The sequence below is a fragment of the Acidobacteriota bacterium genome (genome assembly GCA_016208495.1).
Lineage (GTDB): Bacteria > Acidobacteriota > Blastocatellia > Chloracidobacteriales > Chloracidobacteriaceae > JACQXX01.
The window spans coordinates 1-24,067 of the sequence record JACQXX010000040.1 but is presented as its reverse complement, the minus strand read 5'-3'; the positions used below and the strand labels follow the sequence as shown (position 1 = coordinate 24,067).

The 24,067-nt window shown below is 50.5% G+C and carries 19 protein-coding genes; 6 read left to right on the top strand and 13 right to left on the bottom strand.

Annotation, left to right across the window (positions count from 1 at the left end; genetic code table 11):
* The first annotated feature begins 193 nt into the window (after positions 1–193).
* Positions 194–1,477 (top strand): sigma-70 family RNA polymerase sigma factor, encoded by a 1,284-nt coding sequence (locus HY774_06860; protein MBI4748192.1) that lies wholly within the window; start codon positions 194–196, stop codon positions 1,475–1,477.
* A 143-nt stretch (positions 1,478–1,620) separates the two neighbouring features.
* On the top strand, positions 1,621–2,442 hold the full coding sequence (locus HY774_06855; GenBank protein MBI4748191.1) for a hypothetical protein: 822 nt from the start codon (positions 1,621–1,623) through the stop codon (positions 2,440–2,442).
* On the opposite strand, the gene HY774_06850 is transcribed toward HY774_06855, so the two are convergent.
* From HY774_06850 to HY774_06825, 6 genes are all read right to left on the bottom strand, one after another.
* The gene (locus HY774_06850; protein ID MBI4748190.1) at positions 2,417–4,030 is read right to left on the bottom strand and encodes a glycosyltransferase family 2 protein; all 1,614 of its coding nucleotides are present in this window, start codon (positions 4,028–4,030) and stop codon (positions 2,417–2,419) included. The two genes, HY774_06855 and HY774_06850, sit on opposite strands and share 26 nt — an antisense overlap.
* Positions 4,031–4,436: 406 nt before the next feature.
* Positions 4,437–5,135 carry a tail fiber protein gene (locus HY774_06845; protein ID MBI4748189.1) on the bottom strand — a complete coding sequence of 233 codons (699 nt, stop codon included), beginning with the start codon at positions 5,133–5,135 and terminating at the stop codon, positions 4,437–4,439.
* 116 nt (positions 5,136–5,251) lie between these two features.
* Positions 5,252–8,092 carry a hypothetical protein gene (locus HY774_06840; GenBank protein MBI4748188.1) on the bottom strand — a complete coding sequence of 947 codons (2,841 nt, stop codon included), beginning with the start codon at positions 8,090–8,092 and terminating at the stop codon, positions 5,252–5,254.
* A 137-nt stretch (positions 8,093–8,229) separates the two neighbouring features.
* A complete protein-coding gene (locus HY774_06835; GenBank protein MBI4748187.1) occupies positions 8,230–8,976 on the bottom strand; it encodes a hypothetical protein in 747 nt (248 codons plus the stop codon).
* Positions 8,977–9,144: 168 nt separating this feature from the next.
* Positions 9,145–9,753, bottom strand: coding sequence for a hypothetical protein (locus tag HY774_06830; GenBank protein MBI4748186.1), 609 nt, complete (start codon positions 9,751–9,753; stop codon positions 9,145–9,147).
* A 159-nt stretch (positions 9,754–9,912) separates the two neighbouring features.
* Positions 9,913–10,236 carry a hypothetical protein gene (locus tag HY774_06825; GenBank protein ID MBI4748185.1) on the bottom strand — a complete coding sequence of 108 codons (324 nt, stop codon included), beginning with the start codon at positions 10,234–10,236 and terminating at the stop codon, positions 9,913–9,915.
* Between the two features lie 405 nt (positions 10,237–10,641).
* On the opposite strand from HY774_06825, the gene HY774_06820 reads away from it, so the two are divergent.
* Positions 10,642–10,839, top strand: coding sequence for a hypothetical protein (locus HY774_06820; GenBank protein MBI4748184.1), 198 nt, complete (start codon positions 10,642–10,644; stop codon positions 10,837–10,839).
* A 51-nt stretch (positions 10,840–10,890) separates the two neighbouring features.
* On the opposite strand, the gene HY774_06815 is transcribed toward HY774_06820, so the two are convergent.
* The 5 genes from HY774_06815 to HY774_06795 all read right to left on the bottom strand — a co-directional run bounded on the left by HY774_06815 (position 10,891) and on the right by HY774_06795 (position 16,412).
* The gene (locus HY774_06815) at positions 10,891–11,199 is read right to left on the bottom strand and encodes a hypothetical protein (protein MBI4748183.1); all 309 of its coding nucleotides are present in this window, start codon (positions 11,197–11,199) and stop codon (positions 10,891–10,893) included.
* 2 nt (positions 11,200–11,201) lie between these two features.
* Positions 11,202–11,693, bottom strand: coding sequence for a hypothetical protein (locus tag HY774_06810; GenBank protein MBI4748182.1), 492 nt, complete (start codon positions 11,691–11,693; stop codon positions 11,202–11,204).
* Positions 11,694–12,368: 675 nt separating this feature from the next.
* Positions 12,369–14,210, bottom strand: coding sequence for a S8 family serine peptidase (locus HY774_06805; GenBank protein ID MBI4748181.1), 1,842 nt, complete (start codon positions 14,208–14,210; stop codon positions 12,369–12,371).
* 174 nt (positions 14,211–14,384) lie between these two features.
* Positions 14,385–15,461, bottom strand: coding sequence for a hypothetical protein (locus HY774_06800; protein ID MBI4748180.1), 1,077 nt, complete (start codon positions 15,459–15,461; stop codon positions 14,385–14,387).
* Positions 15,462–15,803: 342 nt separating this feature from the next.
* Complete coding sequence (locus HY774_06795) at positions 15,804–16,412, bottom strand: hypothetical protein (protein MBI4748179.1); 609 nt, start codon at positions 16,410–16,412, stop codon at positions 15,804–15,806.
* A 527-nt stretch (positions 16,413–16,939) separates the two neighbouring features.
* Here HY774_06795 and HY774_06790 point away from each other — a divergent pair.
* Positions 16,940–17,512 carry a sigma-70 family RNA polymerase sigma factor gene (locus tag HY774_06790; GenBank protein ID MBI4748178.1) on the top strand — a complete coding sequence of 191 codons (573 nt, stop codon included), beginning with the start codon at positions 16,940–16,942 and terminating at the stop codon, positions 17,510–17,512.
* A gap of 203 nt (positions 17,513–17,715) precedes the next feature.
* On the top strand, positions 17,716–20,670 hold the full coding sequence (locus HY774_06785; protein MBI4748177.1) for a protein kinase: 2,955 nt from the start codon (positions 17,716–17,718) through the stop codon (positions 20,668–20,670).
* Positions 20,671–20,891: 221 nt separating this feature from the next.
* On the opposite strand, the gene HY774_06780 is transcribed toward HY774_06785, so the two are convergent.
* Together HY774_06780 and HY774_06775 are read right to left on the bottom strand one after the other, a co-directional pair.
* Complete coding sequence (locus HY774_06780; protein ID MBI4748176.1) at positions 20,892–21,743, bottom strand: ParB/RepB/Spo0J family partition protein; 852 nt, start codon at positions 21,741–21,743, stop codon at positions 20,892–20,894.
* A complete protein-coding gene (locus HY774_06775) occupies positions 21,736–22,551 on the bottom strand; it encodes a ParA family protein (protein ID MBI4748175.1) in 816 nt (271 codons plus the stop codon). Before HY774_06775 ends, HY774_06780 begins: the two co-directional genes overlap by 8 nt.
* Before the next feature lie 324 nt (positions 22,552–22,875).
* Between HY774_06775 and HY774_06770 the strand changes: the two genes are divergently transcribed.
* Entirely contained in the window at positions 22,876–23,745 is an 870-nt protein-coding gene (locus HY774_06770; protein MBI4748174.1) for a DUF4349 domain-containing protein, read from the top strand.
* Positions 23,746–24,067 lie beyond the last annotated feature (322 nt).

Sequence of the window (24,067 nt, the reverse complement as noted above, 5' to 3'; positions counted from 1 at the left end):
GTGGTTAGTGGCTAGTGGTTAGTGGCTAGTGGCTAGTGGCTAGTTCTTGATGATTGGTGCCTGGTACTTCTTCGAAAGTATTGATTTCTAACCACTAACCACTAACCACTAACCACTAATCACTAACCACTAACCACTAACCACTAACCACTAACCACTAAAAGAGTTCTTCATTCTTCATTTCTGAATGTTTATGCCCACCAGTTCGGTTCCGGGAATTGTTGAACACCTGTTTCGTCATCAGGCCGGGCAACTGGTGTCTACCTTGACGTGCGTGTTTGGCCCGCAACACCTTGAACTGGCTGAAGAAGTGGTTCAAGAAGCCCTGATCAAAGCCCTGCAAGTCTGGCCATATCGCGGCATTCCTGAAAACCCAACGGCCTGGCTGGTGCGGGTGGCGAAAAACAGTGCACTTGATGTGCTCCGGCGCGAAAGCTCACTGGCTGAAAAAGCTGGTGTACTACAGCAGGCATTTGCCGTTCGGGAAGCCCTGGCGATTCGTCAGCCAATGACCGAGACGAGTTTGGAATTGATTGATGACGAATTGCGCATGATGTTTATGGCCTGCCATCCGGCGATTTCGCGCGAGTCCCGTATTGCATTGACGCTCAAAACAGTAGGTGGTTTTGGGGTCAGCGAAATCAGCCGGGCGTTTTTGTCCAGGGAAGCTACCATCGCCCAACGATTAGTCCGCGCCAAGCGCCAAATTAAAGAAGACGGAATCACCTTTGAACTACCGGATTCCAATGAGCTTTCTTCCCGGCTTGATTCAGTGCTTGAAGTTCTCTATCTGCTGTTCAATGAAGGATATACCGCCCATCAGGGAGAAAACCTGATTCGGGCCGAATTGTGCTCCGAGGCGGTGCGCTTTGCCCGGATGCTCCTTCACCATCCGGCCACGAATCTGCCGAAATGCCATGCCTTGCTGGCGCTGATGGTGTTGCTGGCGGCTCGGCTTCCGGCGCGAGTTGATGATAATGGGGAGTTGTTTTTACTGCGTGATCAGGATCGGTCGCTGTGGGACAAAAGATTGATTTATCAGGGGTTACGCCATTTGGAACAATCGGCGGCTGGCGATGAATTAACCGAATATCACTTGCAAGCCGGAATTGCCTCAGCCCACGCTGTCGCCCTCAGTTTTGAAGCCACCAATTGGGAACAGATTGTCGGGTTGTATGACCAGTTACTTGAACTCAACCCTTCACCGGTCATTGTGCTCAACCGCGCAGTGGCGATGGCTCACCTCCAGGGCCCCGAAGCCGGAATTTCAGCCCTTGAAGCCATTTGCCACCACCCGGCACTTCATCAGTATTACTTATTGCCTGCGACACTCGGTGAATTATGGCGTGAACTCGGAGACTCACATCAAGCCGCACACTGGTATCGGACCGCGCTTAAGTGCCCTTGTTCAGAGCCCGAACAACGCTTTCTGCGCCAGCAATTAAGCGTGTTGCCTGTTTCAACCAGCTTTCAATAACCGGTTTGTGGCTCACCTCATGATCTACGCTCCCAAAAGGCGGAGTTTGGTTGCCGGATGAAAAAAATGTGGGGGGAAAAAAGGTTCGTGGTATGCTCCGTTCCTCAGCCAACATTTCTTTCAGCTTGATGAGGAGCAAACCCATGACCACCTATTTGAAAAAACTGATATCTGAAAAAATTCCCGGAGTTATGCTCGTTACATCTGGGCTCTGTCCACTCTTCATTAATCCCCACACCGAAGGGAAACAAGCCGACCGATCAATGGTTGGGTGGGTACAGACCGAACATCACGTTCCCTCATTGATTGTATCGCATCGTGATGCGATCCTGTTTCCACCGATTATTCTGACCAGCCCCCAATCGTTTAGCGTGGATTTTCCAAACAAGGTCTCCAGCCGGTTGTTGCCATTGTTGCCACCTCCCCCAACTGAACCCTACCTGCCCAATTTTGATGAACTGTATAAATCCCATTCCCAAAAAAACTTTCGAAAAAACCTGAGTCAACTCATCGGCCAGATTTACTTCCCCAAAGAAGGTTCAGTACTGGTTCCTTTCAACACGCTCGGATGGGAAACTCCGATTCCAGTGACTATTTGTTCCCAGGATGGGTCAATCATTTATAAAGAGAATGTCTATGTGGCTGAACGAATCGGTATTTTTTTTCCGCTTGAGATTGGCGACCAGGTAACCATCCGGAGTGAAGCAGGTGAGGTGAAATTTACTTTTTACATCAGGTCTGAACGGCCCTACCTGATTCATCTGGACAACCGATGTGCCGATCAGGAATCCTGGCCGAAAGATAACGATATTGACCGTCTGTATGGTAAGGATTTTCACGGTGGGTTGATTGAACTTGATCGAATTGGGGATGCGATTATTTTTAAGGAAAAGCGAACCTCAAACTGGCCTGCGGAAATTCTGGCCTATTGCGCGCCGATCATTCTTCAGAGTGGTGGAAAGTGAAGCCTGGCATCTGATTGAGGTTGCGGTAAAAATTTCCATCATTGCCAATCACCGACCAGACTGTTTCAGGTGGTATTTGCTGCCACCAGTGGCCGGAGGTCTGTTTTGGGCTGGTATTGTGTGGATGAATAAGAGCCACATATTCAGTTTGAGTTTGGAGTGAAACCACTTTTTTGTTCGGAGTACTCCATATGAATTGGGCATCTTCACCGATATTGCGGTTTTGAAACGGGTGTTTTCGCCAGTAGTCTTTCCAATAACACAACGTACCGCCATAAACCCACTCCTGGCTATGAGATGGATAGCGATACACCCAGGCTTGATTCGTGGCTGGTTCCAGGAAAAGAATATCCTTGAGACCGACAATATCCGCTTGCTGGTTTGTCAAAGTCGAAACCAGCGAGGCAATCCACTCCGGCGAAGTCCAATCATCATCGTCCCAGTGAACGATAATTTCCCCGCGTGTTTCCTGGCAGGCAAGGTTTCGTTTTGCCCCAACCGACTGTCTGGGCGTCAACCTGTGGTATGTGATTCGGGCATCTGCCGGAACCAGGTCACGGATGGGATCAGTGCCGTCATCCACAATGATAAGCTCGCGGTTTGGATAGGTTTGTCTCAGAAAATATTGGATTGACTGGCTGATAAACCCACGCCGATTGGCAGTTGGCAGAATACAACTCACCAGAGGCAATGAGGCTTCTGAACCTGACTTCGCTCCTTTTCTGAGACCGGCGGCGGATTGTGATTGATAAAAGGCCCGATCAACAGTGAAACAGGCTGGTTCCTCAATCTGAAACCAGGCCGTTGGATCAACAAATCGGCCCAACCCAAATTTCCAGGTGTTGGTGCCGTGCCGCACATAAAGAAATGAATGTTCACCTGAAACCCGGCTCAACCGCGCCCCACGCCGGAGGGCCTGTTTGAGCAAAAAGGCATCTTCGGCCAGCGATTGATTTGGGTAGCGGGTCAGCTTTTCCCAAATGCGCCGATGATAGACCAGCGTACCGCTCGGAACGTCTTCCACAAACATATGTCGGTGCAGGGTTGGATTGCATTTCCAGAATTCCCACCGTTCCAAATCAAAAAAAATCGTGTCGTGAAAGCCGGTGATGTCGGCTGTTTGGCGAATGATTGGTTCAACCTGAACTTTCAAGCGGTCAGTGCCATACCAGTCATCGTCGTCCCACTGGGCAAAAATCACACCTCTGGCGACTTCGCATCCACGGTTTCGTTTCGCCCCGATGGTGGTTCCAACTGGAACGGTCAAATACTGAATACCTGAGTCGGCAGGTAGCTTCTCGCGCAGATGACCGGGCTCATCGTCAATAATGATCAATTCCCGGTTTGGATAAGTTTGCTTTAAAAAATAGTGAATTGCCTGAAGCGCCAGCACCGGGCGATTGGCTGTGGGCATGATGCAACTCACCAGTGGATCGGAAGTTGAGGTCGGTTCAAGCTGGTTCACTCTCGGAGATTGAATTGGAATCGGGTCTGACAACGGAACTTGAAGGTGGTTGTTTGGCCTGATTCCTCTCCGCCCAAGATGTGCCAGTGCCCGGACAAGTGCTTCTTTTTCAGTGGAATGCATTGCCAGTCCTCCAGGAGCAAAGCTGGTTTGGGGCAACCTCGCCAGGGTGACGGTGCCGTTATATCATTTGGGGCTAAGGGTATCGGGCTAAGGGCTGAGGGAAATACAGTTTTTTCAATGATTTAGCCTTACCCTAATACTACCCCAGGGTGCAATCCTGAGACCAACGGCCCAACCTCCCTCCCGCCCCACCGGCAACCGCCGTAGGCGGTTGCCGGTGGGGCGGGAGAAATTGGGAATGACCGTCAACCCAGGGTTTCGAAGACTCCACCCTGGGCTACGAGCCTTCCACCCGCTTCGCAGGTTACAACCGAAACCTCGCTGTAGTGTTAGACAGACAGTCAAATAATTCAATCAAATAAACTTAACGAACTACTGACTACTGACTACTGACTACAAACTGATCTTACAGATCGTCATTCATCAGCGGAATCACGCCCAGAATGGCCGAAAAATTCGGATTGGGCGCCATCGTTGATTTGATGAGGTAATTGACATACACATTTTTTGGCCGGGTCTCAGTGTCACTGACCTTGACGGTACCAGGTGGAGACAAACTGTTGGTTGGGCCGTTTTCTGTCAAAACGGGTTGAGTGGCAATCAATGGTGCCTCTGCCGCCCCGCCTTGAACTGGGAGTGGCGCCGTATTTTTTTGATAAATATGGTCGTGTTTTTGGAGTGCATCTTCCTGGATTGAACCAACTTTATCTGGTGCCATGACTCCTGAAGGTTGTGGTTTTCGGTTCGAAGCATCTGGATCATGCCCGGTGCCTCCATCCACGCCTCGGAAAAAGTACCCTCGATAGTCAGGAAGGCAAAATTCATCATCCTGATTGCCTTTACCATATACTTTTCCAATCACCAGATATAATTCTGGATACTGGGCAATCCTAATTGATTTGCCATCACACACGAGCCATCCTTGTGATTCCAGGAGTGTTGCCAGATCTGGTGACTGCTGATTTGATGATGAGCCGCTTTGACTATCGGTAAGTGCTCCGGCAAAGGCCACAACAACCCCAACCGGAACTTGAAAGCCCATTGCCGGGATGGTTAACCCTGGAACTGGTTGTGGAAGTGGTGGAAATGGAATTGGAAAAATCATAGGCAGGTTAGTCTGGTTCAGGGTTCAGGGTTCTCGAAATTTATGTCGTTTTCGTCGTTTTGGTCCTTTTTGTCTTTTGACCTCGGAAGTACAGAAGCACCGAACCCGAAACCATTTTATTTCCGTTGGAAATTAGGTAACTCCGAAGTGTCCTGAAGCATGACCATTGAGGTGGGAATGATAATTTCCCACGGTTTGCTGGCTGGCGGGTCAGGATGTTTATGGTCAAACAGAGTTTTGTACTCATTCACAATTGAGACAACCTGTTCAAAACAAGGCGTTAAAGCTGGTTGCCCCACCCAAATCAACCCAGAAGAAAGATAATACAACAGCGGCAGGGTGCATTCTGGGCGAACTGGAACCAGGATGCGCGCGCTTTTGGCCTGCAGGAACATCGTAAAAAGCTGATCCGCCTCCGGAATCAGATTCAATATCATTTGGGCCGCCGGGAGCAGCGACGGCTGACCAGCAAGGCTGGAATAAAACGAATAGGCCATTTCATTCCATTCAAACACCTGCTCAAAAAATTGAAGATAGCGGGGTTCATTCACTTCGGCTGGGGTTGGTTCGTCTGGGTCGGAGGTGCCCCCAACGAGCTTTTGAAATTGATCCAACAAGAGTTTGAAACAATTTCGTCGGAGTTCATTTTTCTCGATTTCCCGCAATGCCAGCGGGTTACGGAGCTTGTCTTTTGGGACGCCCACGCCTTCCTGTTGATAGTATGCCGCTCGCTGGCGGGTGTATCCCTGCATCATTTCGGCATAGGTTTTGAGTTGCCAGTCCTCAAAGCATTCCGCCGTGGGTCGGCATTCAATTTCGATATTGACCAGATAGGCGCTTTCAATCATTTGTGGCGGTGAGGTCAATTCGACGTGGCAGGTGGCCGCCGCCGGAACATTTTTTCGTTCCTGGTTCAGTGGAAACGACTTGATTCCAGAAGGTTGGGTTGCGTCACATTCAAAAGAGTTTCTTCCAACCAGTCCGACGAGTTTGAGGCTGGCCTCATCTTTCGGAAGCACATAGATGACATAGGCGGTTTCAGCTTCATATCCGTCTGGGATGGCAATTTCCCGCGCCGTAACCGGCTCTCCGTCCGAAAAAGTAGTTGCTGAAATCAACAGTGACGGTGGCGGCGGAGTCAGGTTTTTCACCTCAAATTGAGCCGCCAGCATGGCGTAATTGTCACGAGTGATGGATTGAAAGGTAAATCCTTCAGGTAACACCGGTTCCACCAGCGAGACGCCTTGAGTGTGCAATTTGCTTTGGATGAAGAATTTAGCTGGATTCTGAATCGAAAATTCAATCAGGAGCCGATGGCCATAATTGACCACAAACGCCGAGTACACTTTGTTGACCCAGCGGTAAATTCCACGGACATTCTGACTTCCCTGCCGGTTATCAAACCGATGGACCGAAATATCTTCAGTTTCATCAAAGGAAAGGGTGGTCCGGGTGTGGCTCACCTGACGGGCAATTCGGTGAGCGGTTTGGGTGGTGATTTCGCGAGCATACTGGGCGGTCGTCTCCAGATTGGTATGCGGACCAGTCTCAACCGTCCAACTGCCCTTGACCGTGGCGGTAATTGGTGGGCCGTAGGTGGTTTGCAGGCCATTATCACCGAAATTGGTGGTTACCGTGTTTTGCGCCAGGGTTTTCTGAACTTCATTGATCAGGTCGGTTCGGGTTCCCCGCACCTGGCCTTCAAGATCAGTGGTTTGCGTGGAGGCGTTGGAAATCGTTTCTTTCACCCGGTTGAGTTTGCGGCGGGTGGTTTTCTTTTGTTCACCTTTGAGAATGTTTTCAATATAGGCCACTTCCCCAAGCTGATATTTCACAATCCGCTGGCGAACCATCTGCAAATCCGCAATTGCATAGGGTTCAATCCAGTTTTGAGTCTTCGCACCCGGAAGCCCGTATTTTCCAGACAGCGAAACCGGCGGCGATTGAGGATAGGCCGGCAATGGAAACACCGCCTCTGGGAGCAGAATCGTCGCCTTGAGCCATTCGCGGATTTGATGCGACGTGATGCCTTCAGTGACTGGGCTCAGGGCGAGATTTTCAATCAAATTGCACACTACGAGGATGCGAATCAGGTCATCGAGCAATTCCGGGCGATACCCCGACACGATCAACAACGCAAACACGTTTTGCCAGACGCGGTCTTGTTCAGCCAGATAGTCTTGATTTTCAAGAACATAAGTGGTGACTTCACTCCAGGTTGAGAATCCAAACTGGCTCTCGATTTCACATTTGAGGGTTTCAAAATCGAGCGGCTCCATCTGACATAACCGGGCATAAAACGCTGGGAAATGGTTGAGCGGAGTTTGTATCTGGCTCACATGCCGGATGTATTGGCCACGGTCAAAGGGCGGAGCGCCTTCAATAAAAGCCACAGCTTCCTGCTCCATCGCCTCGCGATTCTGCAAATTCTTAAAATACACGAGGATACCGTACAATGTGTCAAATGGTGGGCTTTGGAGTGGGCCCGCATATTGAATAAATCTCTGTTGGAGCGTCTCTGGGCTTATCGTCGGCCAGGTTCTCAAATATAAATAAGGAAACAGGTCAGAATGCGGTTCTGAATCAACCAGCACTTCCGCTGGGAGCAATTCACCTGAGTCAATATCTGATGGCCGGTCATCGGGTGTGTCGGGTTCGTCTGGCTCTGATGGCACCAGCGTGCACTTTTTCAGGTAGCCTTCCGGGTATTTAAAATCAAGCAGGGTGAGGGTTGGTCCCGGCTGGTACTGAATGACGCCGCTGATGGCAATCAGAAAATCAGCGTCTGTACTGCGGATGCTAAATGGAAGCACGCTCTGCTCGCTGGACACGATGGTTTCAACAAACGTGACGCCTTTCCATCCAATTTGAACCTGAAACCCGTCCCTGGAATAAATCAAGCGCCAGCGAACCACCACACCATTAAAGCTTTTTGAAGACCAGTCTTTGGCTTTCATATGGATATGCCTTGTCGCTTATACCAGTTTGTAGTCAGTAGTCAGTAGTCAGTAGTTCACGAAGTTTAGTTGGTTGAATCACGTGACTATTTTCGAAGAGGGGGATTTCATTCCAAATTGCTATGGGCTGATACAGATTAGGATTTCCCACGTTTTTTCGGGAGCAATCCAATCGTTGGCGCTGTCGGTGCCGGATCTGGTGAAGCCGTCGCCCCGGTTGCCTGGGGCGGCGAGGATGGTTGGTCTCCTGGTGATGCCGCAGGTGGCGGTGTTACTGGCGAGGGCACGGGCACCGGCTGTGGTGGATTCGGGTTCTCTGGTTGAACTGGAGTTGTGCTTGCTGGCGGGCTGCTTTCGGCTGGTTGAGCTGGTGTCGTCGGCTGAGATGAGGGCGCCACGGGTTGAGGTGTCACGGCTCCTGGCTGGGGTGGAGTTGTCGCCGGCGGGGGCGGCGGGGTGACGGGCTGGGATACTCCGGTTATCTGGTTTGGAGGCGTTACCGGTTGCGGCGGCGTTTTCGGCTTTCCCGCAGAGGCCGTTTGGTCAGTCGGGTATAACTGATACCAGTATTCCTGTGAACTGCCCGGCCAGTTGAGGGCAATATACAGGTACGGAGGAGCTGGTAACTCACCCGTGGTAGTACTCGACGTGGAAGGCGAGGTCGTCGGTTGCGGCTGGATGACCACCAGTTTTCCTTTATAAGTGGTGCTCCCATCTTCGGTTTTGATGCTGAACCGAAGCGTGCTTTGTTTGCCGTTGATGATCGTTTCCAGGAATTCAAACCCTTCCAGGAACACCTCGACTTTAAACGCCTCGTTTGAGCTTCGCAGCCGCCAGTTGACCGTCAATAAATCAAAATCCAGTGAATACCAGTCCGTAGCCATAAGCGACCCTTTCTCCTGTCCGGGCACACCACAGGTGATGATGGCCGGAGATCTGCCAATCGTGAGAAAGTATGGCAAGCAACTCGCTGGAGTCACCACAGCTCGATTCCAGTTCGTTGCTTGCAATCATACGTGGGTTGAAGGCGATCAAACCGCCAGGTAGAAGTTTTAGCGAATGGAATATCCATCAAACTGTGAACCGGTCACCGTCACAGTGCTCCCAATCAATACTGCCACCGGAGTCATGCTGATTTCTTCCTGGACAATGCGGTCTCCCTGCGAAATGAACAAATCAACCACCGCCAGGAAGAGCGGGGTACGCAAATCTTCGAGCAGCACGCGACCTGGCGAAATCACCCGTGGCGGGTAAACATCGTCTCCATCCATGGTGATGTGTCCCCACACCCCAAACCCGGCCTGGTTCTCGATGCGCATTTCATTGAGCACCAGTTCGGTGTAGGACTGTTCGATGGAAGCCACCATGTCTTGACCGTCGTTGGTTCGGGAAGAATTGACAATGAACCGGCCAGTGGTTGAATCAATCGGCAGTTTGGTCGTCTGATTCCCGCCGCTTGGGTCGTTTCGTTCGTTGGCAATGAACGAATAGTTGACAAAAACCTCATAATTCGTAGGAACGGGAACTCGGGTCAACCCGCCCTGCGGAGGGGCGACGATCCGCCACGCAATCGTATTGAACGTCGCTTGTTTGTACGGTTTCTTGAATACGGCAATGCGGACATTTTCATTGGTACCATTGATGATGGTGATGGAACTCATGACTTTCTCCTTTGTATAGGTAGCTGATTGAGACAGTTTTTGGCCCAGGTGAATACAACATTCACAAACAGGTCAGGGTTTTCAGGCTTGAGTCAGGAATGAAATGGCATCCGGGTTCAATCTTCCTGAAGTTTTCAGGCGGCCTTTTGTAAACAGGGGTTAACAATCATGCTTTGTACAGGCTGTTTTGGCATATACATACTGTTTACAATCGGCATATCGTTTATCCGGATTGGTGTCGAGTCGCTTGTTTAAGAGGTTGATGGCCTTCGTTTGAGCCTGGCTGCAGGCACCCTCCGAACAACCTTCCGAGGTGTCGGAAGAGGTCCAATCTCTTGGACAAGGGGAAGGTGCGCTTTTGCCGATGTAGGCCGTGGCTTCGGTGTATCCAGAGGGCCGAATGCCAGTTGCCGTGTCTCCTATAAATGCTGTTCCTGGAACAAATTGCCGATTGACGGGCTTTGACTGGATAGGTAAATGCATACTGAAATTCCTCCAAGGGTTAAGGTGATTTTATCACCAGCTTGCTGGGCACAATTGAAAGAGAATCCGTCCGGTGTGGAAAGGTCGTTTTTCGCCCGGATGGGCGCCGGAGCGTAGCCGGAGATTGGATTTGGTAAATGCTTGATTCTTTCCGTGTTTTCCGTGGTTAAAATGTCTGGAAATTTCCTGTAAGGTTTTTACTGACTACTGATGCCAGTGAAGAGTTGAAAAAATGAGCGGATTTGAACCCGCGAAGCGGGTGGAAGGCTTGTAGCCCAGGGTGCAACCCTGGGAAAAGTTGCCTCATCGCCCCGCCCGACCATCCGCGGCCTACGGCGGCGGATGGTCGGGCGGGGAAAAGATGGGGGAGGGCCGGATTCCATACACGCCAGGATAAGAAACCCCGTGTCCTTTCCGTTGGCATTGAACGACGCCCTTGCCGGTATTGGGTTTCGTCCTGGCCGTGACCGTGGGCTTCGCACCACGGCTATTAAACAACGACCCTGCGGGCCTAAAATCCTTATCCTGGCGCTTATGGGGCCGGATTCCCAGGGCTCGAAGACTCGCCCTGGGCTACGAGCCGGCGCCCACTTCGTGGGCTGAGAACCAAAACGGCTTCAACTCTTAACTGGCATTACTGACTACAGACTGGCATTAGTTATTCACGGGAGGCGGCAACCCGTGATAAAGAGGGCGAACGTATCGGTCAACCGTGACTCCGATGGTTTGACGCAGGTTCAACAGGACAGGTCTGGGGACCAGGGATCTATCCACCAGTGCCACTGACTGAGCACGGCAAAAAGGGCATCTGGTCGTATGGGTTCCTGGCACATCATGATTCTCTCCATCTCGAAGAGGTGTGTTGTACAACTGGTTGTTGCAGGAAACACAGAGAAGATGCAACCCTTGCCCGCAATTCAGGCGGACCAGATCTTTGTTTGTATCGCAGAGCCCGCAATTCATACTTAAAAAACCTCGTACAAAAAGAATTCATCTCTCGTTCGTAGCAATGTCGGCACTACACCGTCAAATGGGTTGTTGTAGGTCGAGAACAGAAACGCCGCGTCCGGTACTCCTCCCGGAGGCATCCGGTTCAAAACTGTGAGGTAATCAGGACTGTCTTTATCAATCCAGTAGACATCCCCGATGATTCTTGTCCCTCCGACCCCTGATGCCGGACCGGCGAATGTATCGTGATATACATTTCCAGACAAAAGAATTAACTCACGGTCGAGAGGGTTCACCCCATAGACCTTATAGTCCTGAATGACCCAGGCTTCCCAATAGACCGTGGCTGTGCTGGTCACATTTTGAAACGACTGGAGTTGCCTGTCATTTCGGGTGACTTTCTGAACCAGCAACCCGTTCCGATGGGGACCATCCAGAACCCACTGAATATCGAGTTCAAAACGTGAACTTCCGATTTCCCGCTTCTTTTCAACAATTGAGAGTCCCATAACGCCCTCTGTCTTCGGTTCAGGTTGCCAGGACAAATGGAGAAGGGGCAGATTGTTTTAGTTGGAAGGAATTGGCTGGCAATACGGGACACCATAACCGTTTCTTGTACAATAATATTTTTTGACGTCACAGCAGGTATGTTCATCTCGAAACTGGCCTGTCCCGTTACAACATAAAAGACCAGTTCCAACACCACAAGGATTAGTTGCACAGTCTGCAGAAAGTGTGACGCCTGTTTCAGTTGAAAAATGATGGTGGCTCACGGTTTGGGTTTTCCGGGAAACGGGTTTTGCTTGAACTGGAAGGAACATATTGAAATCTCCTGTAAATGAAATGATATGGAAGTCACCTTTAGGGACATGGAAGAAAATAAGATCCCAATGAAATCGGGTTCAGGGTTTGAGGCGATGAAGTGATTTGATCCCACTCAAGATGAGGACTGGGGAACCAGCAGATACCGCTCAAGCTGGATTATCTTGCGCTAAACCCTGAACACCTGAACCGCATAAACGCCAGGATAAGGATTTCAGGCCCGCAGGGTCGTTTTGTTCAATAGCCGTGGTGCGAAGCCCACGGTCACGGCCAGGACGCGCCCCAAGCCCGACAAGAGCGTCATTCAATACCAACAGAAAGGACACAAGGTTTCTTATCCTGGCGCGTATGGCCCAACAGGTTTAATACACCGACCATGACCGGACTGGCCCAACCGTGACCGGGACCAGGTCACTGACGTCAACCGTAAACCGGAACACTCGACGGGCTCGCTGGTGCTGTTTTTCCGGATCGAAAAATTGCAGTTTGACATCCCAGCAATCCGAATCAGGCCGGCAAATCTGGCTTTTTTCGACGCTGATGGTGTCGAGTTCCAGGTCATCGTTTAATGCCCGCTCAAAAACCCGTTCGATCTGGAAGGCATTGGTGGCGGCAAAATTGATGGCCCGTTCGCCCGGACTCACCCCCAGGTTGCGCAACTCAAAATAGATGCGTTCCAGGAAGTTCCTGAGACTGCGAAGTTTGCGATTAAACTCTTCGAGTTCTTCATCCACGTCCGGTGCTTCACCAAGGACCGCCAGCACCAGAGCCGCAGTTGTCCAGCTAAACATGCCACGGATTTCAGGCACAATCACCGGCACCATCTGACCTGAGAGCAATCGCACACTGCCAGAAAGCGTACCGGGCACTGAAATTCGCTCAACGCCCTGATGTACCTGATGGCTCAAAAACGAGCGCAGTCGTTCATAGGCGACACCCGCAAACGGGCCATTTGGCTGAATCGCATAAATCGGCGTGGCATCTAGGTTCAGTGTCCAGATCAAGGAAGACGCTTCCCAGGGGTGTTTATCAAGGAAGTGCAAGAGTTGGTTGGGGTTATGCGGTGTATCCTCACCGGGCATGGCCTGAGTCAGTGAATCCTTGCGGGCTTCAGATCCAAGGTCGTAGCCAAGCGACCCCAGGGCGTAGACCAGCGATCCTCGGGCCTGGCATCCGCAGGCACCGGACAGAGACAGGCTTCCGGCTGAAGTGGTGATGGCTGGTGGTTGATGGAACGTGGAGATTGGTTGTGGCTCTGACCGACTCAGTTCAGCCGGACTGTCCCCACGAAATTGAATGGCATCATCTGGTGTCTGGTGTTCTGACACGATGGTTGTTCCTCCTTTGTGAATGGTGGCGAGTGCGCTTCGAATGTTGAGGCTTCCGGCGAGAAACCGGCGGCAATCAGGTGTGGTTGATGGTTGGCAAGGGGTGGCGCTGGTAAGAAGTGCCTGACGAACTGCTTTTGCATCAGGCCGGCGTCCGAGACGATGTTGAAGGCTGAGCAACAAGGCTGCCACGCCTGACACAATGGCCGTGGCAAAACTGGTTCCGCTTTTGAGCGTTGTTTCCCCGCCAGGAACCGCGCCTAAAATATTTTCTCCCGGCGCCAGAATGCCTTGTGTTTGATAGGTTTTGCCCCAGTTGGTCATCTCAAGCGGCTGACCCAGGGAGTTTTCAGCGCCAACGGCCAGCACGGAGGGCAGGGCTGCTGGAATGTGCAAACATTCACATCCATCGTTTCCAGCCGCAGCCACAATGAGGCTTCCATTTTCTGAAGCAAATTGAACAGCTTTGGTCAAAATAGGATCCGCTTTACCCGAAGGCGTAAGCTGACCGCCGCTGATATTGATGATCTGTGCACCAAGTTCAACCGCCCGGTAAATCGCTCGGGCAAGGTCAATTTGACTGCAGGTTGGAAGACCAGTCGCGGCGGTTTGAAAAACTGGAAGAATGAACCCTTTGCACTGTGGTGCCACTCCTCGGACCGGGCTTCCAGGTTGACCAAAGAGAATACTGGCGATGTGCGTGCCGTGATGGGCAACCCAATGATGGCCAGTCGCCAGGGTTTCCACTTTGGTCAGGTTTGCCCCGACAAAACAGGGATGGGTGTCATCCACTGGCCCATCCAGGATAGCAATTCCCACCTGCGGATCACCCGTTGAGTGGCGCCACAGGGCATCCACATCAGCAAAGAAGTTCATTGAGACCACCTGATACCTAGTATTCCCAAAATACAGACCATTGTCAGTATCACCTACATCAGCAGGTGGGTTCAGTGCGTTCCAGGCCACTCACCTGAACGGTACTAATTGACCTACCCAACCAGCGCCTGATTGAAGCTTTCTTGTCTGAGATTTCCTACTCCACAACTTGGGTTAAGTAAGAGAATCAAGTGGTACATTGCTGGTTTCAATGGTTTTTTTCACCCCGTAAGCTCCACGGAAGACCCCTTCGATAGCAGCAAGGCACGATGTAGGATCAGGATCAGGGGCTTCGTCATCAACAATCTTTCCGTCAAACCCTTGATCCCGCAGCAATTTTATAATCTGGTTTCTATTGAGGGTTACCTTACCGGATGTACCCTGAACCCGAACTTTCAATGTGAAAGGAACATCCACATTATCATCCCAATCTGTGTAAACGTGAATTTTCACTCCAGTATTGGCTGGGATTATGAATGTCTCGGAGAAAGAATACTCTTTGGTCTCAGTTACGGTGTAACTTTGATTTTTTTCAAGCGTGAGGCTCGCAGTAACCTCGGCATTAACACCCCCAAAACCTGGAGCTTCCGCACTGAAGCCAACGGTGGTGCCAATAGCTAAAGTTTGGGTCAATGACCATTGGAAGGTGCATTGTTTTGACAAGCTAGCTGTTTGGATTGACTGTATTTCAACTTGTGTTGGGTTTTTAATAACGTTTGTAGCGATGATGTCAAGAGGTGTGGCACCATCCTGTTTCGGATCAGGGTTGTTTGCATAGACTATGTCAGTAAAGGTAAAGCTCAGTTTCTCTTGAAGTGTTGGGACAAAGAAACACCATGGTTTTTCAGGACTATCCTTTGTGGCATACAAGTCGTCTACACCAATAACGGATACATATTTCCCTACTACCACAGATTTCAGAGCGATGCTGCCGTTTTCACCGTTTTCAGGTGTAAAGTAGCACCATTTGTCGATTTCATTTAAAAGACTTGTTAGTTTCCAATCATCCACTGCTGGTGATACGTAGTGGCCCAGTGCACAATCCTGAAGCACAATGGTGTTAGAATCAATGATCCAAAGTTGGAACAAGCAACTGTTTTCATCAATGGTGTTCGCACCACTTTTGAGAACCCGCTTGTCGTCGGGTCCCACCACTCGAACATACCCATTGTCACACGCATTGAGTACAATAATGCTGCCGTTTAAAAACTCAACATCTCCAAGCATAATTGTTTGGGGGGGGTGATTCATTTTGTCTCCTTATTCAATTTGTGACTTGAGGCAAGACACAGATGTTTTGCAAGAAATTTTGCGAAACTGCCCTACAATCATTGAACTGGTTACGAGTTTTGAAGTCAGAGCAAAGCCTATGTTGTCAATTAGTTAAAGCCAATTGAAAATATTTGTCCAAGACTGAAGAGGTGACCTTCTCGTCGAGACGCATCACAAGAATTCAGCTTCAGGGAGTTGATTTTTTCTCGATTGGGCGGAGAAGAAAGCTCGCAACCAGTTCTCTAAAAAACTTACAGGTTCAATTTTTGATCAGAAGGCCACTTTCAAGGCAGATACCAAACCCCCAAATCATAAATAGTATTACCCAACCAGTGCCTGATTGAGGATTTGTTCCAGCTTGATGGCATATCCGGCAATCAACTGGTACTGATCCAGGCCGTTGATGATGCGTCGGGCATTGTTGTAGTCACACTTGGAGCCGGAAATGTAGTCACTGAGTTTATGGCCGGTAAAAAAGCCGTTTCGCATCCCGACTGACATCACCTGATAGGCAATTCCTGGGTCGAGGGCTTTATCCGGGGTGTCAATCAGAGTTGTTCCCAAATTCAATTCCTCATCCATTTTGGCGTAGTTGGCCCGGCCAGTGAGTTGCACATACCCCCGACCACGGTAATTGTATCCGTCTCCCGGCTGGGTGTTTCCCAACTGGCGGCCAAGCTCTGTCCCGGCATCATATTTGTCAAAATAGGAGACCGAGCCATATTCCGTGATGGGCTGCCAGCGGTCGGCGCATTCGTGTTTGACAGTTGCCAGCATATAAGCCGCCCACCGGATATCACTGATGGCGGCATCACCTTCAATCGCCGTCAGGAGACTTTCCAACCCGTCAACCTGTTCCTGGGTTAACCTGCCATACTCATCGCGATATCCATTAAAAAAAGTAGTGTGGTCAAATTTGAGTTGTGCCATAGTGGTGGGTGCGCTCCTTGAGTGGGATTTAAGGTTCGAAAACTGATTTCAAAAACACTTGCAGACCATGCGTTTCCGTATTATAAGTCAGTTGTACCTTTTTTTACCATTCAATCCTTTATCTCCACTTTGCCTTACCTTCCTCCCTGAAATGCTGTTCTGAAAGCATTTTGCTGGAGAGAAGTGTTGGTTAAGTTGAAAAGCCCAAACTGCGCCACGGTGGATGAAACTTGAAAAATGTGATTTGGTTGGTGTGATATGTATTGTAGTTGCTGGCAATTGTCACAATCTGGCTTCTTGCGAAATTCATTTTTTAACCGTTGGTATAAAAAGAAAGAAATTTTTTTCAATCCAGATGGTTTTCCACAATCTGGCTGTGGATAAGCGAATTGGGGGTTGATGACACAAACTGAGATGAGTGTCTGAAATTCTGGCTTTCACTAAGTCATGCGCAAACCAGGTACAAAACCTGCAAACCTTCACAAAAAATTTTTTCAGTCTGGACACTTTTTGATCGGAGGAAATGAGTGGAATCTTCACCCGGAGGAATAACCCAGTTGCTCATTGCCTGGAGCAATGGTGATGAAGCTGCCCGAGATCGCTTGATGCCGCTGGTGTATGATGAATTGCGCCGGTTAGCCAGCCACCAGCTCAAGCGGGAACGGTCTGATCATTTATTGCAAACCACGGCTCTGGTTCACGAAGCTTACCTTCGAATGGTGGATTTTCAAGGGGTGGATTGGAAAAACCGGGCTCATTTTTTTGGACTGGCCGCCCATTTGATGCGCCAGATTTTAGTGGATTACGCCCGCGCCCGCGATGCATCCAAACGTGGGAGCGGTACCATTCAAATTTCGGTTGCCGAGACACCTGAAATCCTTGATTTAAAGAACTTTGAATTGCTTGCGCTCAATGATGCACTGGAAAGTCTGGCCCAGCTTTCACCGCGACAAAGCCAGATTGTGGAGTTGCGGTTTTTTGGCGGTCTGAATACCGATGAAATTAGTGAAGTCCTCGGTGTCAGCCCGCGCACGGTTCACGGTGATTGGAGCGTGGCTCGTGCCTGGCTGGCGAATGAAATCCGAAGGACCTTACCATAGGGTTCCGGGTTCCGGGTCCTTTAAGGGATGAGGGATGAAGGATGAGGGATGAAAAAATCATCTTGTCACCTTGTCACTTGTCACCCTGTCATCTTGTCCGGGTTCCGGGTCTTCGAATTTATGTCCTTTTCGTCCTTTGTGTCTTTTTCCCTGAACCCTGAACCCTGAACCCTAAACCCTGAACCCCCAGATTCAAGGTTGTTATGGATGCCGCACAACATCAACGACTGAGCGAATTGTTTCTGGCAGCCCTCGAAGTTGACACTGCCAATCGAGCAACCTGGGTTCTCAACGCCTGCGACGATGACCGTGAAGTACAGGACCAATTGGGGCAGTTACTTGCCGCGCATGTTCGCTCCGCCGGGTTGCTCGATCACACACCGGTGTTTGACGTCGGCCTGGATTTGATCGCCCGAGAACCCACGGCTCACCCCTTCATTTACCCAGGTGGACACCGGGTTGGAAAATACCGATTGCTTCGTGAAATTGGTCAAGGCGGAATGGGCGTGGTGTTTGAAGCCTGTCACGAAGAGGTTCCCGGCGGCAAATCCGTGGCGGTGAAAATTCTCAAACGTGGAATGGATACCGAGGCCATTGTGTGCCGGTTTCAGACCGAATACCGGATCCTGGCCAGCCTGGAACATCCATATATTGCCCGATTTTATGACGGAGGCACCACCAGCGACGGATTACCTTACTTTGTGATGGAGCTGGTGTCGGGACTGCCGATTGATGAATTTTGCCGGCAAAACAAGGTAAGTATTTCAGACCAGCTTCGGTTGTTTCAAAAAGTGTGTGACGCGGTTCAGTATGCCCACCGGCATCTGGTGGTGCATCGGGACATTAAGCCCTCCAATATTTTGGTACTGGCTGACGGCACACCCAAATTGCTTGATTTCGGGATTGCCAGAGTCTTACAGGCTGAAGATCAATCAAGCGCCATTACCTTGCCGCCGCCTGGGTTAACCCGAACCAATCAGCGGTTCCTGACACCGCTCTATGCCAGCCCGGAACAGATTCGAGGTGAAGCTGTCACGACGGCTTCGGATGTGTATGCCCTCGGGGTGTTGCTGTTTCAGCTTTTGACAGGTCAGTTTCCTTATCCCATTCAAAAAGCAAGCGTCGTGGAAATCCAGCGGCTGGTATGTGACAGTGAACCGCTCAAACCCAGTCAGGCCCTCCCCGTGACATTGTCTGAGTACAGGCAGCGTAAACGCCGACTGATGGGTGATCTGGACAATATCGTGATGCTGGCATTGAGCAAAGAACCTGCCGCGCGATACAGCTCAGTCGAACAGTTTTCAGAGGATATCGCTCGATTTCTGCACGGTCGGCCCGTCCGGGCCCGGTATCCATCACTGGGATATCGCGCCGGAAAGTTTTTCAAGCGGTATGCCGTGCAGATTGTGGCCACCACCTGTATTAGTCTGTCGCTGGTCAGCGGGACTGGAATCGCCTTCTGGCAGGCACGACAGGCAGAGATCCAGCGTCAAGTTTCGCTGGCTCGAACCCAGGATACCCGAGCCCTGGCCAGTAAGCTGGTGTTTCATTTCCACGATGAAATCGAGAAACTACCGGGGTCAACACCTGCCCGGCGTGAACTGGTCCAGGAAGCCGTTACCTACCTCGACCGCCTTTCCAGGGAATCTCAGGATGATGTGTCCTTAAAAACTGAACTGGCACTGGCGTACCGCAAAATCGGCGATGTCCAGGGCCGGCCTTTTGTCGCCAACCTCGGAGACACCACCGGCGCGTTGCAAAACTATCAAAAATCATTTGTCTTATTGACCCAACTTGCCACGGCACAACCGGTCAATGTTTCAATCCAGCTTGAACTGGCGACCTCATATGAGCGCCTGGGGGAAATCCTGGCTTTGCAGGGAGAATCAGCAATTGCCCGGCAGTGCCTTCAACAGTCGCAAACCATCCTTGAACGCCTCGTCAACCAGTCTCCGTCACCGGTGAATGCCCAACGGTTGCTGGCAAATTCGTATGCCCGGAGCGGTCAGGAATTACGCGCTCAACAAGATTGGGTCACTGCCTTCAACTATTTTCAAAAAGCGCTGGCACTGCGAAAACAACTGGCAGCCCAAAACCCAGCCGATCCTCAACTCCGACGAGGGTTGGCTAATAGTTATATGGGGTTGTCACTGACGTTTGAAGCCATTGGCGACCTGGAATGGAAACGAACCGGCACCGCTACCTGGTCAAAAGAACTGTATCAATCAGCGCTTGAATTCAGCCAGTTCCTGGTTCATCAATCATTTGAAGAGGTTCAATCAGCTCCGCTGGCACAAGGACGGGCGCATCGTGAATATGCTGGATGTTTGCTCCACCAGGGAACACTGCAATTGAAGCGTGGTGATTTGCGCCAGGCGACTGAAACACTTGAGCACGCCCGATCCGGATTTCAAAAGTTACTGGTTGCCGACCCTGAAAATACTGAGTACAAAATTCTTATGGCCTTAACCCTGCGCTGGCTGGGAACGGCTTTTCTAAAGACAAACCAGATCGTGAAAGCTTCGCAATCCCTGACGGATTCACTCAACCTGATCAATATTTTGGTGGCGAAAGATTTCGAAAACCTGCTAATTCGTCAAATTCAGGCGGATGCCAATGAAACCATGGCGCTGGTCGCCCACGACACTGGCCATCTGGATCGTGCTTTCAGCTATGCCCAAGCCGGCTATCAAATTCGAAAGAATTCCAGTGCGATCCACCCGGCCAATCACCAGGTCAGGATGGAACAGCTTCAAAGCCTGGGAATTTTGGCCCAAATGACCACGGACTCAAAACCGATGGATGTAAAAACACAGTTGGATCAACTTCAGGTTCAAGAATCTGAGCTGGCTGAATACGCCTGGATCCTGCTTACGCCCAGACCAGCGGGATTTCAGCGGCCAGAGCAGGCGGTTCAATATGCGCAACGTGCCTGTGAGGTTTCGGGCGGAACCAGTCTTACCGGATGGTATGCGCTCACTGCGGCCAGTCTTGCCAGCGGGAATGAAGCTCAGGCCGAACAAAGCGCCCGTCAGTTTGTGCAACGGTTGCCAGGGATTGGAGAAAGCAAACGGGAATCAGTGATACAGACAGTCCTTGGTCAATTGCGGGTGGCTGTTTCCACGCCACAAAGCCACCCACGACAATCAAGCAAATGAAGCAGGAGACCTTCCGATTCGAAAAAATTGTTTTCCCGATAATTCTTTTATTTTAAATGTGTTACAGGAATGTTGGAATTCCAACATTTTTCTTTCTGTAAATTTTCCCATGATGGATTCGATGAATTGGAAATTCAGGTTCAGCTTGTTCCAAAGAAACCCGTCACGGAAAAATTTACAGAAAAAATTGTTTTCCCTGCAATGCTCTGAATTTGAATGCTTTACGGGAATGTTGGAATTCCAACATTTTCCTTTTTGAGTTGTTCCAGATATTTCTCAAGGGCTTCAATCAGTTCCTCCGGGTTGGCTTCTTTTTTTCGGAAGCGGACCTCAATTTGAAACGCGGCCTTTGATTTGGTTCGGTCTCGAAACTGGAAGAGGTTTTTTCGAGGCTCCTGAGGGGATTCTTTGGAAGGCGTTTCGGAATTTGCCGTTCCCTGAAGTTGGAGCAACCGAACCGCCCCGGCGCGCTTATGCTCGGGAAGGGCCAGTATTTTGCGAAGGGTATGTTTGCTCAGCCCTGGAATTTCGCGGCACTGGTTGAGGAGGTCTTCACCCAATGCCATCAGTCGGACGGTTTCAGCCAGCGTGCTGCGTGGGATTGAGAGCAACTGGGCGGTTTGTTCCTGCGAAGCGTTGAGTTGAACCAGTTCGGCCAGCGCCCGAACTTCGTCAACCGGGTGCAGGTTTTCACGCTGCAGATTCTCAACCAGCGCAATCAACCGCATATCCTGATCGGTCATTGAAGATTTCACCAGAACGGGAACTTCGGTGAGCCCGGCTTTTTCAGCGGCTTTCCAGCGACGGTGGCCGGCAATCACCGTGAAGATCTGCTCGCTTTCCTGACGGGCAATCAGGGGTTGCAAGATCCCCTGGGCTTTGATGCTTTCCGCCAACTGGTCGAGTTCAGCCGTTTCAATCTGGGTTCGAGGTTGATAGGGGTTGGGGCGAAGCCAGCTTGTCGGCACTTCGAGAATGCGGTGAGCATTTTCTCCCTGGGCTTGTGTGCCAATGATTGAAAAAATTTCATTTTGACGCTGGTCAGGAACCACTCGCGAGAACTTTTTAACCATTTACAACCTCCCGCAAGCTGGTTTTCAGTTTCACCTGTCCAGCGATGATGGTGGCAATTTGGGCAATGTCTTCATTCACGCTGCACTTCGGATCATAGAGTTTGAGCGGGACGGCCTTGGTCCCGGCTTCAGCCAGACTGATTAAATCCCGAATTGGCGGAAAGAGGTGATAGCCCAGATGATCACACACCGTTTCCTTGATTTCCTGGAGGTGATGCCGATGGAGGACCCGCTGTGGATTATACAGCGTCGGAACAACGCCTAAGATTTTGAGTTGGGGAAGCTTGAGGTTTTTTCGCCGACGTTGGGCGCGGGCAATTTCTTCCTGGATTTCGCTGACCATCATAACCGACTTGGCCTCAGTTTGAACTGGAATCAACAGGCCATCGGTCGCAAACAGAATTTGAATCGTCAGTTCTGAAATTCGAGGTGGACAATCAATCAAAATAAAGTCATAAATTTCTTTCAGCGGTTCAAGCACGCTCAATAACCGGGCCGGGTCATGTTGCTGCATCAGGAGAATTTCATCCGCCACCAGCGTTTTATTGGCCAGTCCCAAACTGATCCCACATTCGGCCTGAGCAATCGGCGGCTGGCCGGGGTCTTCAGAACCACAAATCCCTGACCAAAACATTTCGGTTTTTGGACAGCCGTGCGGGTAAATTCCAAAGAAAAACCCAAGGGTTCCTTGTGGGTCGGCATCAATGAGCAGAGTTTTGAGCCCACGAGTGTGAAGTTCATACCCCAGATCACGGGTGAGGGTTGATTTTCCGACGCCACCAGACTGGTTAAAAACAGCAACGATCATAGTGTTCCCATCTCCTTGTGAATCAGACCGAACTTTCCCAATGCTGGGCCAAACATGCCTTCAAACACAACGGGATTCGGTTCTTGAGGAAGAAAACCTACCCTATTGCTCGTCACAGAGATTCGTCAAGCGAATTTCCATGGCATTTCAAAAATGAATCTCGGTTCAGAGGAACGTCTTCAGGGGTAAACCGTGACGAGTGAGACGCAAGAAAAGCTCTCTCGTCTGAAGACAAGGCACTGAACCGGTTTTTAAAATCTAAAAATCAAGGGTTGATCAGGCTACCGAAAAAGGTAAGTTCAACCTGGAAGGAGATTGTATCCAATGATGGCAAAATTGAAAAAAGGCTTTGTTTGGCTGGGGTTGGGATTTGTCGTGCTGTTTGCGGCTCGCCTGGGGTACGGATACCTGTCTGGACCCGCCGGGTCGTCATCCTCATTTCCATCTGGTTCCTCGAATCAGGAATTTCAAACCTCCGCCCGGAACTACGCCAGCGAAAAAGTGGACAAGGGGGCTGGTCAACCTGCGGCCACTGATCAAAAATATGAAAAAATTGCTTCTCTCAATTCACTCACCCGTCACTTTGATCAGGATGAACCCAGGGTTCGAACCCTGGTCAAAGACCAGCGTGGCTTGATCCAGTTTGAACAGCGGTTTGGCCTGGCTGGAAACCGCCGGCTGAATCTGGTGATTGGCGTCCCTCCCGAACAGTTTGACACGGCCATTGAAAAGATTCAGGTGATTGGCACAATCACTTCGATTCGGATTGATAAAACCGACAAAACCAACGAATACAAGAGCCTCAACGCTAAAAAAGCTTCGTTGGAAAAGACGATTCAGGGACTGACAGCCCTGAAGGGACGGAGCGGGCAAATTGATGAATTGATCAACTTGGAAAGTAAAATTCTGGAGATCGAAAACGAGATCCAGTCGCTGGGCGTGACGCTGGGTGAATTTGACGAGGAAAACGAATTTTGCACCATCAGATTCAGCCTCCTGGAAGAAACCACTCGGGTGAGTTCGATTTCCCTGGCCCACCGGCTGAAAGTTGCTTTTTATTGGACGGTTCAATATTACGCCATACTGCTGGTTTCGTTATGCAGCGGGTCGCTGCTGATTTTGGCCGTCGTCACGTTAGCTGAAAAACTCAAATGGTTGCCGGCTTTGATTGACAAGATTGATAAGCAGCATTAGGCCCAAATTGAAGGCCAGTCAACGCGCTGTTTTTGAAGAAAAAACACAAATCCGGGATCGGAGGTAAAAAACCAGCAATTCTTTATTCTGAATGGCTTCTCAATTTCAAACCCAAAAAGATGGCGATTTGGAATACTTAGGGAGCGTTAAAAAATAAGTTCCTGGGGCGTGTTCTGCGACATCCAGGTTTTGGTCTTGCACCGCGAAGCGGTGCCGTTCGGATAGCCGGTCGGTTGGCCGCTTTGGGCCTACCACCGGATCCAAAGGCCACCCCTTGTTGCTCCCCCGCTTCGCCCGCGCCCCGCAGGGGCGCGGGCGAAGC